11 protein-coding genes are annotated in these 13,317 nt (G+C 59.9%); 9 read left to right on the plus strand and 2 right to left on the minus strand.

Features of this window, described 5'->3' with window-relative positions; all coding sequences use genetic code 11:
* Positions 1 to 104 precede the first annotated feature (104 nt).
* Positions 105 to 1,724: a citramalate synthase gene (cimA, locus tag PM3016_RS09735; RefSeq protein ID WP_187296761.1), complete on the minus strand. Its 1,620-nt coding sequence runs from the start codon at positions 1,722 to 1,724 to the stop codon at positions 105 to 107.
* A gap of 197 nt (positions 1,725 to 1,921) precedes the next feature.
* Between cimA and PM3016_RS09740 the strand changes: the two genes are divergently transcribed.
* The 6 genes from PM3016_RS09740 (at position 1,922) to PM3016_RS09765 (ending at position 9,846) form a co-directional block, all read left to right on the plus strand.
* On the plus strand, positions 1,922 to 3,244 hold the full coding sequence (locus PM3016_RS09740) for a DNA polymerase IV (RefSeq protein ID WP_014369310.1): 1,323 nt from the start codon (positions 1,922 to 1,924) through the stop codon (positions 3,242 to 3,244).
* Positions 3,241 to 3,756 (plus strand): molybdopterin-guanine dinucleotide biosynthesis protein B, encoded by a 516-nt coding sequence (gene mobB, locus PM3016_RS09745; RefSeq protein WP_014369311.1) that lies wholly within the window; start codon positions 3,241 to 3,243, stop codon positions 3,754 to 3,756. The genes PM3016_RS09740 and mobB overlap by 4 nt, the downstream gene beginning before the upstream one ends.
* A 149-nt stretch (positions 3,757 to 3,905) precedes the next feature.
* The gene (locus PM3016_RS09750) at positions 3,906 to 4,139 is read left to right on the plus strand and encodes a ferredoxin (protein ID WP_013915356.1); all 234 of its coding nucleotides are present in this window, start codon (positions 3,906 to 3,908) and stop codon (positions 4,137 to 4,139) included.
* Between the two features lie 156 nt (positions 4,140 to 4,295).
* Entirely contained in the window at positions 4,296 to 6,128 is a 1,833-nt protein-coding gene (locus PM3016_RS09755) for a CHASE2 domain-containing protein (RefSeq protein WP_013915358.1), read from the plus strand.
* 137 nt (positions 6,129 to 6,265) lie between these two features.
* Positions 6,266 to 8,092, plus strand: a complete 1,827-nt coding sequence (locus PM3016_RS09760) for a FecR family protein (RefSeq protein WP_014369312.1) — start codon at positions 6,266 to 6,268, stop codon at positions 8,090 to 8,092.
* Between the two features lie 146 nt (positions 8,093 to 8,238).
* On the plus strand, positions 8,239 to 9,846 hold the full coding sequence (locus PM3016_RS09765) for a stalk domain-containing protein (protein ID WP_014369313.1): 1,608 nt from the start codon (positions 8,239 to 8,241) through the stop codon (positions 9,844 to 9,846).
* Between the two features lie 147 nt (positions 9,847 to 9,993).
* On the opposite strand, the gene PM3016_RS38545 is transcribed toward PM3016_RS09765, so the two are convergent.
* Positions 9,994 to 10,131 carry a hypothetical protein gene (locus PM3016_RS38545; RefSeq protein WP_013915361.1) on the minus strand — a complete coding sequence of 46 codons (138 nt, stop codon included), beginning with the start codon at positions 10,129 to 10,131 and terminating at the stop codon, positions 9,994 to 9,996.
* Between the two features lie 176 nt (positions 10,132 to 10,307).
* On the opposite strand from PM3016_RS38545, the gene PM3016_RS09770 reads away from it, so the two are divergent.
* Genes PM3016_RS09770 through PM3016_RS09780 form a run of 3 tightly spaced genes read left to right on the plus strand, consistent with a single transcriptional unit; the run spans position 10,308 to position 12,693 of the window.
* On the plus strand, positions 10,308 to 11,411 hold the full coding sequence (locus PM3016_RS09770) for a quinone-dependent dihydroorotate dehydrogenase (protein ID WP_013915362.1): 1,104 nt from the start codon (positions 10,308 to 10,310) through the stop codon (positions 11,409 to 11,411).
* Positions 11,412 to 11,429: 18 nt separating this feature from the next.
* A complete protein-coding gene (gene yjbM / locus PM3016_RS09775; RefSeq protein WP_013915363.1) occupies positions 11,430 to 12,233 on the plus strand; it encodes a GTP diphosphokinase in 804 nt (267 codons plus the stop codon).
* A gap of 43 nt (positions 12,234 to 12,276) precedes the next feature.
* A complete protein-coding gene (locus tag PM3016_RS09780) occupies positions 12,277 to 12,693 on the plus strand; it encodes a DUF309 domain-containing protein (RefSeq protein WP_013915364.1) in 417 nt (138 codons plus the stop codon).
* The last annotated feature ends 624 nt before the right edge of the window (positions 12,694 to 13,317 follow it).

A 13,317-nucleotide genomic window follows, 5' to 3' on the forward strand; every position in this document is an offset into this window, starting at 1 on the left:
GCAGGCTCGGAATTGAGGCCTGCGGCTTTTATTAATGAACTGCTGTGATTTTCATGAAAGGCAAACGGCTGCCTGCGAATATCGGGTGAGCCCTGTACCTTGCTTCAGTGGTTCACGATGCCCAGCGGCTCGCGATGCTCCAGCGTACGGATCTCGGCCGGCGTCTGGTTCAAGAGAGCGTACCGGATGCTGTCGGCCAGCGCCTCCCAGCTCGCTTCAATGATATTCTCGGATACCCCCACGGTGCTCCAGGAGCTCTGGAAGTCCGAGGATTCGACGAGGACGCGGACTTTGGCTGCAGTCGTATCCTTGTCGTCGAGCACACGTACCTTGTAATCCGCCAGGTGCATGTTCTGGATATCGGGATAGTGCCGCTCAAGACACTTGCGCAGCGCGTTGTCGAGTGCATTGACCGGACCGTTGCCTTCGGCGGCGTTGTACACGGTCTCGCCATGCACGCGGACCTTCACGATCGCTTCCGAGACGACCGGCTGGTTCACCGTTTTGCCGACCATAATCTTGAAGGATTCGAGCGTGAACACTTCCTCTAGCTGGCCGTATGCATTGCGCATCAGCAGCTCCAGCGTCGCATCGGCCCCCTCGAACTGGTACCCCTGGTGCTCCATCGACTTGATCTGCTCGATGAGCGCCTTCGTCTGCGCGTTGCCCGTATCGAAGTCGAGGCCGAGCTCCTGTGCTTTGAACACGAGGTTGCTCTGGCCGGCCAGCTCGGATACCAGGACGCGCTGCTTGTTGCCCACAAGCTCCGGCTTGATGTGCTCGTACGTGCTCGAGTCGCGCAGGATCGCGGAGACGTGAATCCCGCCTTTGTGAGCGAAAGCGGCCGTACCGACGTACGGCTGGTTGATCGGCATGTGCATGTTGGCGATCTCGCTGACATACCGTGCGACACTGGTGAGCGACGCCAGCTGCTCCCCGCTGATCACGTCATAGTTCAGCTTGAGCTGCAGATTCGGAATGACCGAGACGAGGTTGGCGTTGCCGCAGCGCTCGCCGTAGCCGTTGATCGTTCCCTGTACCTGGGTGGCACCGGCCATGACGGCCGCGAGGGAATTCGCCACGCCCAGCTCGCAGTCGTTGTGGGCGTGAATGCCGATAGGACAGGAGACGCGGGTGCGCACATCGGCGACGATGGCCGACACTTCGTGCGGCAGCGTGCCGCCGTTCGTGTCGCACAGGGCGATCCAGTCCGCACCGGCTTCCTCCGCCTTGCGGATGGTCGCGACCGCATACTCGGGATTGCTCTTGTAGCCGTCGAAGAAATGCTCGGCGTCATAGATTACTTCCAGTCCGCGGCTCTTCAGGAAGCGGACCGAATCGTAGATCATGGCCAGATTCTCTTCGAGCGTCGTCTGGATGGCCGTGTGAACCTGGAAGTCCCACGATTTGCCGAAGATCGCGGCCGCCTTGACGCCGACCTCAAGCAGCCGGTTCAGGTTCGGGTCGTTCTCGGCGAGCGTATCTTTGCGCCGCGTGCTGCCGAAGGCCGTAATCTTGGCATGCTTCAGGTTCAGCTCGCCGACGCGCAGGAAGAACTCTATATCTTTATTATTGCTGCCGGGCCAGCCCCCTTCGATATAGGAGACACCCAGGCTGTCCAGCTTCTGGGCAATCTTGAGCTTGTCCTCAACGGAAAGACTGACGCCTTCCCCTTGTGTTCCGTCCCGCAGGGTAGTATCAAATATTTTCACCGTGCTCACTATAGTCTTCCTCCTGTTTCGGCAGCTTTCATGCTTTTAGGCTTTAGTAGGGCAAAATAGATTTGCATAATTATAGCATATGAGTCCGGGAGCGGGCTATGCTCTTTTCGTGAAATTTAGTAGTCCGATCGGAAAAGGCTAAAGTCTTGCCTGGGAAGAAAGAGAGCGGTATGCTGATAACTAAAAAGGGAGGTGGGACGATGGATGGCAGCGGAGCGGACAAGGGCGCAGGCCCGGCGAACGGCTACCCGGCGAAGGGGAGGGTGATTCTCCATATTGATATGAACGCTTTCTACTGTTCGGTGCACGAGGCGGTGGAGCCGGAGAAGTACAAAGACAAGCCGACTGCGGTCGCAGGCAGCGTCGAGCTCCGGCACGGCATCGTCGTTACCTCCTCCTACCGTGCACGGGCCAAGGGGGTCAAGACGGGGATGCAGGTGCGGGAAGCGCTGAAGGTGTGCCCGGATCTCATCTTGATCCAGCCGGACTTCGACCTCTACCGCCGGTTCTCCCGGGCGTTCATGAAGATTGCCTACTCGTATTCTCCCCTGGTGCAGGCCGTCTCGATCGACGAATGCTATGTGGATATCACCGGCTCCAAAATTTTCGGTACGCCTCTCGAGATTGCCGACAGCATTCAGCAGCGGATCCGCATCGAGCTTCTGCTTCCCTGCTCGATCGGAGTGGCGCCGAACAAGCTGCTCGCGAAGATGGCCTCCGATATGAAGAAGCCGAACGGCATCTCGGTGCTGCGCAAGCGGGATGTGCCGAACGTGCTCTGGCCGATGCCCTGCGGCCAGCTCTACGGCATCGGCAGGAAGACGGCGGAGAAGCTGAAGCGGCTGCAGATCCACACGCTGGGCCAGCTTGCTACCGCTGACGAGCATCTGCTCGTATCGAAGTTCGGCGTGATGGGAGCGGCGCTCAAGCGGGCGGCGAACGGGGAGGACGATTCGCCGGTGAACCCCGACAGCGAGCAGAGCAAATCAATCGGGCACACGACGACTCTGCCCGTGAATTACAAGGACCGCACCGAGATTCACCGCGTGTTCCTGAACCTGTCGGACCAGGTGGGGCGGCGCCTGCGGAAGCAGCGGCTGATGGCGGGGACGGTGCAGATCACGATACGCGATCCCGATATGAAGACGATCACCCGGGCGATGAAGCTCAAGGAACCGACGGAGCAGACGGATGAATTCTACCGCGCCGCCTGCATCCTCTTCGACAAGCACTGGCCCGAGGGCAGCGAGGTGCGGCTGCTGGGCGTCACCCTGCAGAGCCTGACGGCCCGCAGCGAGGCGGCGGTGCAGCTGGACCTCTTCAGCTACCAGCAGCAGCCGGCCAAGGATAAGCTGACGAAGGTGATGGATGTGCTTCGGGACAAGTTCGGGGAAGGGGCCGTGCTTACCGCCGGGATGCTGGGAGACGACCCGTCCGCGCTGATCCGCAATGCGAAGCGGCGGGGGACCTCGCTGCAGATGGATCATCTGAAGCTGCGGGCACTGAAGGAGGAAGATTCATGAGCATGACCGTGATCGGTCTGGCCGGCTGGTCGGACAGCGGCAAGACCACCCTGCTGGTGAAACTTGCCGGGGTGCTGGAGGGGCAGGGCGTGCGGGTGGCGGTCATAAAACACGATGCCCACGGACATTATAAGGAAGCCGAAGGAGCGGATTCCACGCGATTCGCGCAGGCCGGAGCCTCGGCGGTCGTCGTCGTTTCGCCGGAAGCGGTCCGGACTTACGAACGGCGGCGGAGCGGACTGGGAGAAGCGCTGGATGCCCTGCGTGCCGGCGGCCGGTATGAACTCGTGCTCGTGGAGGGCTTCAAGGAAGAGCACCACGACAAGATTGCGGTATTCCGGACGGCGGAGCAGGCGAGAATCCTGTCGGTGCTTTCGCGCCCGCCCATCGCCTGGGTTACGCCGGATGAGGGGACGGCGGGGAATCGGCCCGAAGGGCTTCCGGTTTTTCACCCCGATGAGGTGTCCGGCATAGCTGATTGGATCCGCTCAAGAATGGGTAATAGGGAATAATATACAGAGAACGGCCTGTCTGCGTGTCCTTATGCGAGCCCTTATAAGCTGAGCTTATCACCCCGGCCGCATACTTTCTATTTGAACTTTGGAGTTTTTTATATTATATTCTAGGATGAGGTTACACATTTGGAGGAGGAAGAATAATCATGGCAAAATACACAATCGTGGATAAAGAAACCTGTATCGCGTGCGGCGCCTGTGGCGCTACGGCACCAGACATTTACGACTACGACGATGAGGGCCTGGCTGAAGTCATCTACGAAGCGGACGGCAACAAAGGCGTAACGGAAATCCCGGAAGATCTGTACGACGATCTGCAGGACGCACAAGATGGCTGCCCTACTGACTCCATCAAAGTAGCTGACACGCCATTTGCTTAATTGGCCTGCGCGGCCTGAATCATATCATCAAAGATAAGCCTGTTCCCTTTGGAGGGGACAGGCTTTTTTTTCGCTCCCCGGGCGGGTGGATATGTTAAGATAAATTACACCAAAGGATACCGGAAGTGAAACGGAACTTTCATCAGGGGGCGTACTATGAAACGACAATGGAGCAAGGCCGGGGTGATCGCCGCCGGCAATGTGCTCATCCTGCTGCTCTGCCTGGCCCTGCTGCTTACGGATTCGCTCAAGGTGATCTCGAATCAGCTCTACGACTTCAATATGAAGGCCACCATGTCCAGAGAGCCGCATGAAGACATCCTCGTGGTTGCGATCGATACCCAATCGATCAAGGAGATCGGACCCTATCCGTGGGACCGCTCGGTCTATGCGGACCTCATCGAGCGGATGGAGGCCGGGGGCGCGAAGGTGATCGCCTTTGACATCGAGCTCTATACGGAGAGCAGCAGCGGAGGGGACGGCAGGCTGGCCGAGGCGCTGGCCAAGTACGATAACATCATTGTGCCGTCGCATGCCGATGTGGAGAGCCGCCTCCAGCGGTCCACGCTGATCCGCGAAGGAGAACCGCTGCGGGCCGAGGGGGCCGTTGATCCCATCCCGGCCTTCCGCAAGGTATGGAACCGGGCGCACATCAACGCCACGTTCGATGACACGGACGGCACGATCCGCTCGAATTGGATGACCATCGTGACCCCGCAGGGAACGTATCCGACACTGGCTCTTGCGGCTGCCCAGGCGGCCGGAGCGGACGTCAGCCGGTATCTCGATCCGCCCCAGCTCCCGGGCAAGCCCCAAGGGGAAGCCCTCATCCGCTGGACCGCCGGGGAATACGACTTCGAGACGATCCCGTTCACCAGTGTGATCAAGGGGGCCATCCCGCCTGAAGTGTTCAAAGACCGCCTTGTCCTTATAGGATACACCGTGACGGGGGCGGATGAAGGCATCACTCCCGTGGAGAAGCATATGCATCTGGTCTACGCGCATGCCAACCTGCTCCACCAGATTCTCAGCGGGGAACTGGTGGCGCCGGTGCGCCGGGGAATCGATCTGGCCCTGGCGGTGTTCGTCATGCTGGTTCTCGGCCTGATGACCTGGCGGATGAGCGAGATCGGGGGGGCGCTGCTGGCGCTGGGCGTCTTCCTGCTGCTGCTTGCCGGCCAGTTCGTCCTGTTCGCGGCGAGCGATCAGTACCTGGATACCCTGCCGGCTCTCGCCTGCGGCCTGATAGCCTATCTCGGCAATATCGCGATGAAGACGTATTTCGAGTCGAAGCAGAGGCAGTACATTACCCGGCAGTTCGGGCGCTACATCTCCCCGGATCTCGTCCGGGAGATTGCCCGGAGCGAGCAGGATATCCGGCTCGGCGGCATCTCCAAGGAGCTGACGGTGCTCTTCCTGGATGTCCGCGGCTTCACGCCGCTGTCGGAGAAGCTGAAGCCCGAGGAGGTCGTCGATTTACTCAACATGATGTTCAACCTGATTACTGAGCGGGCGCTCCGCAACCGGGGGACGATCGACAAGTTCATCGGGGATGCGGCCATGATCCTCTTCAACGCGCCGCTCGATGTGCCGGACCATCCGTATCGGGCCGTGAAGACGGCCTACGAGATTCAGGAAGGGATGAGGCGCGTGCGGGAGGAGGTCCGGGACAAATATGGCGTAGATATCGCCGTGGGCATCGGTATCCACACGGGGGAGGTCGTCGTCGGCAATATCGGCTCCTATCTGCGGATGGAGTACACCGCCATCGGTGATAACGTCAATACGGCGGCACGGATCGAATCCTCGACGCAGCCGAACCAGATTCTCGTGTCCGAAGCGACCTACGCCCGGACCGGCGGTGCTTTTGCCTACCGGGACGCCGGAGAGAAGCTCATGAAGGGCAAGAGTCTTCCGCTGCGGCTCTATGAAGTGATCGCTCCCCAAGAGAGTTCGGACAAGGAGCGGACGGCACCCAAGGTGTCCTGATCCGGAATTTCGACAAGAATCGACAGGAACGGACTGCGTTCGAACGATTTGGCGTTGATCTTTGAGTGGCGCGCTTTTACAATGATAGCAAAGATTTCTTGTGCCGCTGGGTGCGGTGCGAGGAGAGGGGATTCCACATGGGAGAGAGAGAACAAGGGGGACGGGCCGGACTCCGCCGGATGTCGGTGGTGCTCGTGATGGCGCTGCTGTTCACGCTGCTCGCGTCCTTCGGGCCGGCGCTCCGGGCGGAGGCGGCATCGGAACGTGTCGCTTATGTCGCCGAGGTGTCGGGGAAAGTGACCTACAAGAAAGCGGGGGGCTTCAAGACCTTCCAGGTGTACAAGGATCTGAACCTGAACCAGGGCGATTACCTGTACACCGCCGCGGATTCGTACGTGATCCTGAAGGTTGGTGCGGACGAGGTGGAGTTCACCGTCGCGGCGAACACGGAGATCTATATCGCCGATCTGTCGGAGGGGGACGGCAAGACGACCCGGGTGCAGTCCTGGGCGGGCAGTCTGTGGTCCAAAGTCAAGTCGCTGGTGGGCTCCGGAGATGAGGTGGAGCTGGAGACGCCGACGGCCGTTATGGGCGTGCGGGGGACTCATTTTGCGGTGCTGATCGACCCGATGACCGGCAAGAACGTGATGCTCGTCGGTTCCGGCCTGGTCGATACGAAGACCGTGCAGAGCAGAACGAACGGTACCCAGGAAGTAAAGTATGCGATGGTATATCCGTCGCAGCAGATCGCCGTTGATCCGGGCGGCGTGACCGGTGATATGCGGACGCAAGTCGAGTATGTGGATGTGGAGGAGCTGGTCAGGATGGCACCACCGAAGGTGCTGGAGGCCATCCTGCGGAACGTGCCCCACATTCAGGAAGAGAACGAAGCCATGAAGAAGAAGCTGAAGGAGCAGCTCGAGCAGGGAATGAACAAGCCGGATCCCCACTCCATTCTCCGGGTTGAAGACGCGGACGATTTATCGAAGGTGCAGCGCAATTTCGATGCCTTTGTGTCCCTGATCGCCAAGGAAGCCGTGAACCAGAAGAAGATCGACAAGAAGCTGATTGATGAGGTCAACAAGGAAATTCCCGATCCGCTGAGGAAGCTGGATATCGACAATCCGACTCCGCTGGACGCGACGGCGGGTCTGGACACGCTCATCCTGCAAGGGAAAACCAAGGTGGACGAAGAGAACGATCCGCACCTCCTCGAAGAGCGGCAGATGCAGGAAAACCAGAAAGCGCTGGAGGCCCATCGTGACCAAGTCGAGGCTCAGATCAAGGCTCATCAAGAAGCAAATTGGAAAGCGGAGCAGGAGCAAGCGAAGAAGGCGCAGGAGCAGCTTCTCTCTCAGTTAAGTGAGCAGGAGAGAAAGGCGCTAGAGGAGAGGATCAGGCAAATCGCTTCCGGAGGAAGCACGCCGGCCGTGGAGCCGGTGCCGGATACGGGCTCGGGCGGCGGCTCCGGCGGTGGTTCGACGACCGTGCCTCAGGTGAAGCTCACCCAGTCGGCGGCCGCCGAACCGGGGACCGTCCAGCTCAGCCTGCAGATGGAAGACTTCACGGAGGAGCTTCCGTTCTATGCGGTGGAGGCTCACGCTTCGATGGCTGCAGGGAAGCTGAGCTATGACGGCACAGCCGACGGGAAGCTGGAGGACAAGCCGGGCACCGTCTTCGACGGGGAGCAGACGGCCGAGGTGCTGCGGCAGGCCGACGGCTCCGGGCTGAGCGAGCTCATCTACACGGGCACGCTCTTCCAGGGCAGCGGCCGCCAAGCGCCGCCGCCGATCAAGCTGAACGGAGACCGCGTAACACTGGTGGATATCCCGCTGCGGACGGAAGGGATGAAGCCGGGGGAAACCACGCAGGTGGAGCTGTTCTACTTCAAGGTGCTGGACGCGTCAGGGAACACGGTCTATGAGCTGAAGACTCCGATCACCTTGACGGTTACCGCTCCCTAGAAGCTTCAATTGAAACTCCAATTGAAATTCCAATTGAGATTCCAATTGAAATTCCAATGGAAACACCAATAGAGCTCCAACAGAAACTTTAATAGAAACTACTCTATATAGAAACAACAGGGAACGGTCTGGAGAGGAGTAAGGCCATGACTTTGAAGGCAAAACGATTCATCATCGCTTCCGTGCTGTCCGCCATGCTGGCGGGCGGCTCCGGAGCGGCCGCTTCTTCCTGGTCCGGGGGACTGCGGACCGCAGAAGGACGGCTCATGACGGAGCTGACGACGGCAGCAGGAACCGGCCGGCTCGGGAGCGCGAACGGAACGGGACTGGAGGCGTCCTTTCGCGTACCGGCGGGGCTGGCCGTGCTGCCGGACGGCACGGCTGCGGTAAGCGATTCGCGCAACGGAGTGATCCGGAAGCTGACCGGGGGCAGGGTTGACGTCTTGGCCGGGGTGTTCTACCGGAAGGACGATAAGGGCTATCCGGTCGGCGGCCTGCTGGACGGGGCGGCGAATGCTTCGCTGTTCCAGGAGCCGCTCGGACTGTCCGCCGGACCGGACGGCAGCCTCTACGTTGCCGATGCGGGCAACCATGCCATCCGGCGGATCGACGCCAAAGGGAATGTCACTACCGTTGCCGGCAGCGGAAGGCTGGGGGCCAAGGACGGCAAAGGCGCTGCGGCCGAATTCTACCGGCCGGGGGACGTGGCGGCGGCTCCGGACGGCACGCTCTATGTGGCGGACACGCTCGGGCACACGATCCGCCGCATCTCGCCCCAGGGCGAGGTGACGACGCTGACGGCGCCTTCAAGGCGTGTGGTGGAAGCCACACCGGGACAGGTCGCAGCAGCGGGAGACTTCGCGGACGGGCCGCTGGCGCAGGCCAAATTCAACGAGCCGACCGGGATCGCCCTCGATGCGAAGGGCAATCTGTACGTCAGCGACTCGGGCAACCAGCGGATCCGCTATATCGATCTCGCCAAGGGCACGGTGACAACCGTCGCAGGCGGAGGAACGGCCGCAGAGCTCAAGGATATGTACGTTCCGGGAGGGTTCTCGAACGGAGCCGCCCTGCAGGCACGCCTGAACTACCCGATGGGGATCGCGGTGACCGAAGAAGGCGGGCTGCTGATCGCCGACAGCCAGAACCATGACGTCCGCTACCTGTTCGGCGGACAGCTCAGCACCCTGGCCGGAGCCGGGGAGCAGAAGATGGGCCTCCTGGACGGCATGGAAGGGAAGGCCGGGCTGAACCGTCCGGCGGACGTGGCGGTCCTTGGGGACGGAAGCGTGCTCGTGGCGGATTCGTTCAATAACCGGCTGCGCAGGCTCACGGGCTACCGGCTGCCGGAGGATCTTCCGGCCGGGGTGAAGGTCGTACTGGATGCCGGGGTCATGAAGTTCGACGCCCAGCCGGAGATCACGGAGGGCCGGCTGATGGTGCCCGTGCGGGCCATTACGGAAGCGCTGGGCTACGAAGTGGCTTTCGATGAGGGCGAGCGCTCCGTCAGTCTGTCCAAGGAAGGACGCAGCGTCAAGCTCTTTGTGGGGCGTACGGGCATCCGCCTCTACGAGGACGGCTCGTTGAAGTCCGAGAAGGAGACGGACGCCGCGCCTTACATTAAGGAGGACCTGACCTTCGTTCCGATTCGGTTCTTCGCCGAGGAGATCGGCATGGACGTCCAGTGGGACGAGCGTACACGTACGGCGATTCTCCGGACGCCGACGCGGGACAAATATATCGCGGTGCCCTAAGAGGGCTGAACGCACCTCATAGGCGGGCCAGCCGCCCAAATACAGGCCATACCAAAAACACCTTTTGGGGGGAGAAAAGCGCCCGGCCCAAAAGGTGTTTTTGCGTGTGCTGTGCGGTTGAGGAAAGTAAGAAGCCCGCGGAAACGGTTACTGATTCAGGATCAGGAGCACGGACATGCCGACGATGACCGCACCGAAGATGGAACTTACCCAGATGATGAGTTTTTTGTTCGGTTCCTCTTTCGCTTTGCGCGACAGCTGGGGAGCCGGTTTCTTTTTCTGCATGGTGATCAGCCCTGCCTTTTCGAATGGTGTACACATATAGTACCATATTGCAACCGTTTTACCACCAGGGATTTGTTGGCCCTCCCCTTTATTTTTAAGCGCTAAAACGATACACTTATCAGAAGACACTATCAGACAGAGCTAGCGCTGCTGCACGGGGGAGAGGACGCAAGAACATGCTGTACAAAAACATAGCCAAGCCGGTCCTGTTCAAAATGGATCCGGAGAAAGCCCACCATCTCATTATCGACGGTCTACATACATTCGGAAACCTGCCGGGCGGCCGGGCCGTGCTGAACACGGTATGGGGGGTCAGAGCGGCGGCGGAGCTGCGGACGGAGCTCTGGGGCATCGAATTCCCGAATCCGGTGGGACTGGCTGCAGGACTGGACAAGAACGGCAAGGCCGTGCCCGGCTTCTCGAATATCGGTTTCGGCTTCATGGAAGTCGGAACGGTCACCCCGAAGCCGCAGGAAGGCAATCCGCTTCCCCGCCTGTTCCGGCTGCCGGAGGACACGGCGCTCATCAACCGGATGGGCTTCAACAACGTGGGCATCGAAGGCATGAAGCGCAATCTTCGCAATCAGGGCAAACGGACCATTCCGCTTGCCATTAATATCGGGAAGAACAAGGCCACCCCGAACGAGCAGGCGGAGAACGATTACCGTGCCTGCATCGAGGCGCTGTACGGCTACGGGGATTTCTTCGTCGTCAATATCTCTTCCCCGAATACGCCGGACCTGCGGAGCCTGCAGCACGGAGACGAATTGTCGAGCCTGCTGGTGGCCGTGAAGGATGAGATAAGCAGGCAGCACGCACGTTTCGGAGGCCGGGAGAAGCCGGTGCTCGTGAAGATCGCACCGGACCTGACGGCGCAAGAGGTCGAATATATGGCGGCGACGATCCTCCGCAGCAATGTGTCGGGCATCATCGCCTCCAATACGACCATCGGGCGCGAAGGGCTGCAGAGCCGTCACCGCGGAGAGACCGGCGGGCTCAGCGGGCGGCCGCTGACCGAGCGCTCCACGGCGCTGATCTCGGAGCTTTACCGCGCCACGGAGGGCAAGCTGCCGATTATCGGCTCCGGCGGGATCTTCACGGCGGAGGACGCCTATGCGAAGATCCGTGCGGGCGCTTCGCTTGTCGAGATCTATACGGCGCTGATCTACGAGGGGCCGGCCGTGCTCGGACGCATCAACCAGGGACTGATCAGACTGCTCAGGAAGGACGGCTTCTCGAATGTGTCGGAAGCCATTGGTGCGGCGCACCGGGGCAAGTAACAGAACGGAGGAAGACGTATGGACGGACGGGACTGGAAGAAATTTCTGATGCCTTACGAACAGGCAGTGGAAGAATTGAAGGTAAAGTTCAAAACGCTGCGTACGGAGCTGAAAAGCCGGGAAGAGTATTCGCCGATCGAATTCGTAACGGGCCGGGTCAAGAGAATCTCCAGCATTCTCGATAAGGCCAAGCGGCTGAGCGTGCCGATGGAGAAGCTCGAAACCGGCATTGAAGATATAGCGGGCATCCGCATCATGTGTCAATTCGTGGAGGATATCGAGCGTCTTGCCGAGCTCATCCGCAGCCGGGAGGACATGACGGTGCTCTACGAAAAGGATTATATCGTGAACAAGAAGCCGAGCGGCTACCGCAGCTATCATATCATTGTGGAGTATCCGGTACAGACCGCTCTCGGCATGAAACGGGTGCTCGCCGAGATTCAGCTGCGGACGCTCGCGATGAACTTCTGGGCTACGATCGAGCACTCGCTTAACTACAAGTACCGCGAGAGCCTGCCGCAGGAAGTCGTCAACCGGCTGAGCAAAGCGGCCGAAGCCGCTTATCTTCTTGACCAGGAGATGAGCTCGATTCGCGTCGACATCATGGAAGCGCAGAAGCTGTTCGAGGACAAATCGAACACGGTGACGAAGGTGCTGAACGCGATTCAGGAGCTGTATTTCTACCACCGGGTGCGCGAAGCGGCCCAGTTCCAGCTCCGCTTCAACGAGTTGTGGGAGACGGACGACCTCCGGCAGCTCGAAGAGCTCTACAACGATCTAACGGAGGCCATCTCGAGGGCCAAGAAAGCACAGCAGTCTTAAGCTTCCGGGCTTAAGGCGGGAAACGGGGGGGCTGTTTCGGGCCATGGCATATGACCGTCTGTACGTGCTGTTCGTCTATTATTTCAATATTGCACGCGATTATTTCGAATGCCACGAGGTGATGGAGGAGCTGTGGCTCGAAGAAGGCCGGAACCCGCTGTACCAGGGCCTGCTGCAGGTTGCAGTGGGCCTTTACCATTACCGCAATGGGAATGCGAACGGGGCGGTGAAGCTCATGAGCGCCGCGCTTGAGAAGCTCGAGGGGCATCCCGACGTGACCCTGGGGATCGATCTGAAGAAGCTGCGGGAGGACGGACGGGAGTACCTCGAGAAGCTGCTCGATCCGGGGCAGACGGGCTTCGAGTTCTACGATCTCGATATCCGCATTCTGGACAGCGGGCTGGAGGAGCTCGTAGAGGAACTCCGGCAGCACCCGCCCGAGCCTCACGAAGAGGACTGAGCAGGAGAGATTGGATTGCTTGGACCGATTCGAAGCCGGATCAGGACTTGTTGGACGGGGACAAATCAGGCGTGGAAAGCTCCGGTCTGTCGACGCCGGGACGGGATACATAAGAAATCGAAGCGGGGTAAGGTTGGATGCAGGCAGACGCTGGGCGCGGTCTCTTTTCGGTGGATGGTATGCCTTGCGCCAAGTCAATCCCGCTCCTGTCCGGTGGCCAGGCTGCCAGTAAGAAGAACGCCTGCCGGCGTCCTTTAAGGACGATAGGCGAGAGATATAAAATGTTCAGCTGCTCTAACGGGACCGCGGGGATCCTGTCTGACGGATGGGCTCGACTGCAGCCGCTGCAGGCGGAGCAGACAGCTATTTGCCGCAGGTGGCCGCGATCCGCGGCCTACAGTTCGAGCCGGACGGTGTATACGTCCCTTCCGCCTCCAAGAGACCGATCGTTTCAGCAGTGCATCGGAACGTTCGGTTTAAAATAGCGGAACTCAAATGCCTTATAAGGGGAAAAGGGGCCCGGAAGCCTTGCTCATTTATAGCATAGCGCATCTGAGTTCCTTTATTTCTGAGGGGAACCATCGAAAAGTGGAATAACGCACCGCACTTCCGCTATTCTTAAAG

Source organism: Paenibacillus mucilaginosus 3016 (assembly GCF_000250655.1).
GTDB lineage: Bacteria > Bacillota > Bacilli > Paenibacillales > NBRC-103111 > Paenibacillus_G > Paenibacillus_G mucilaginosus.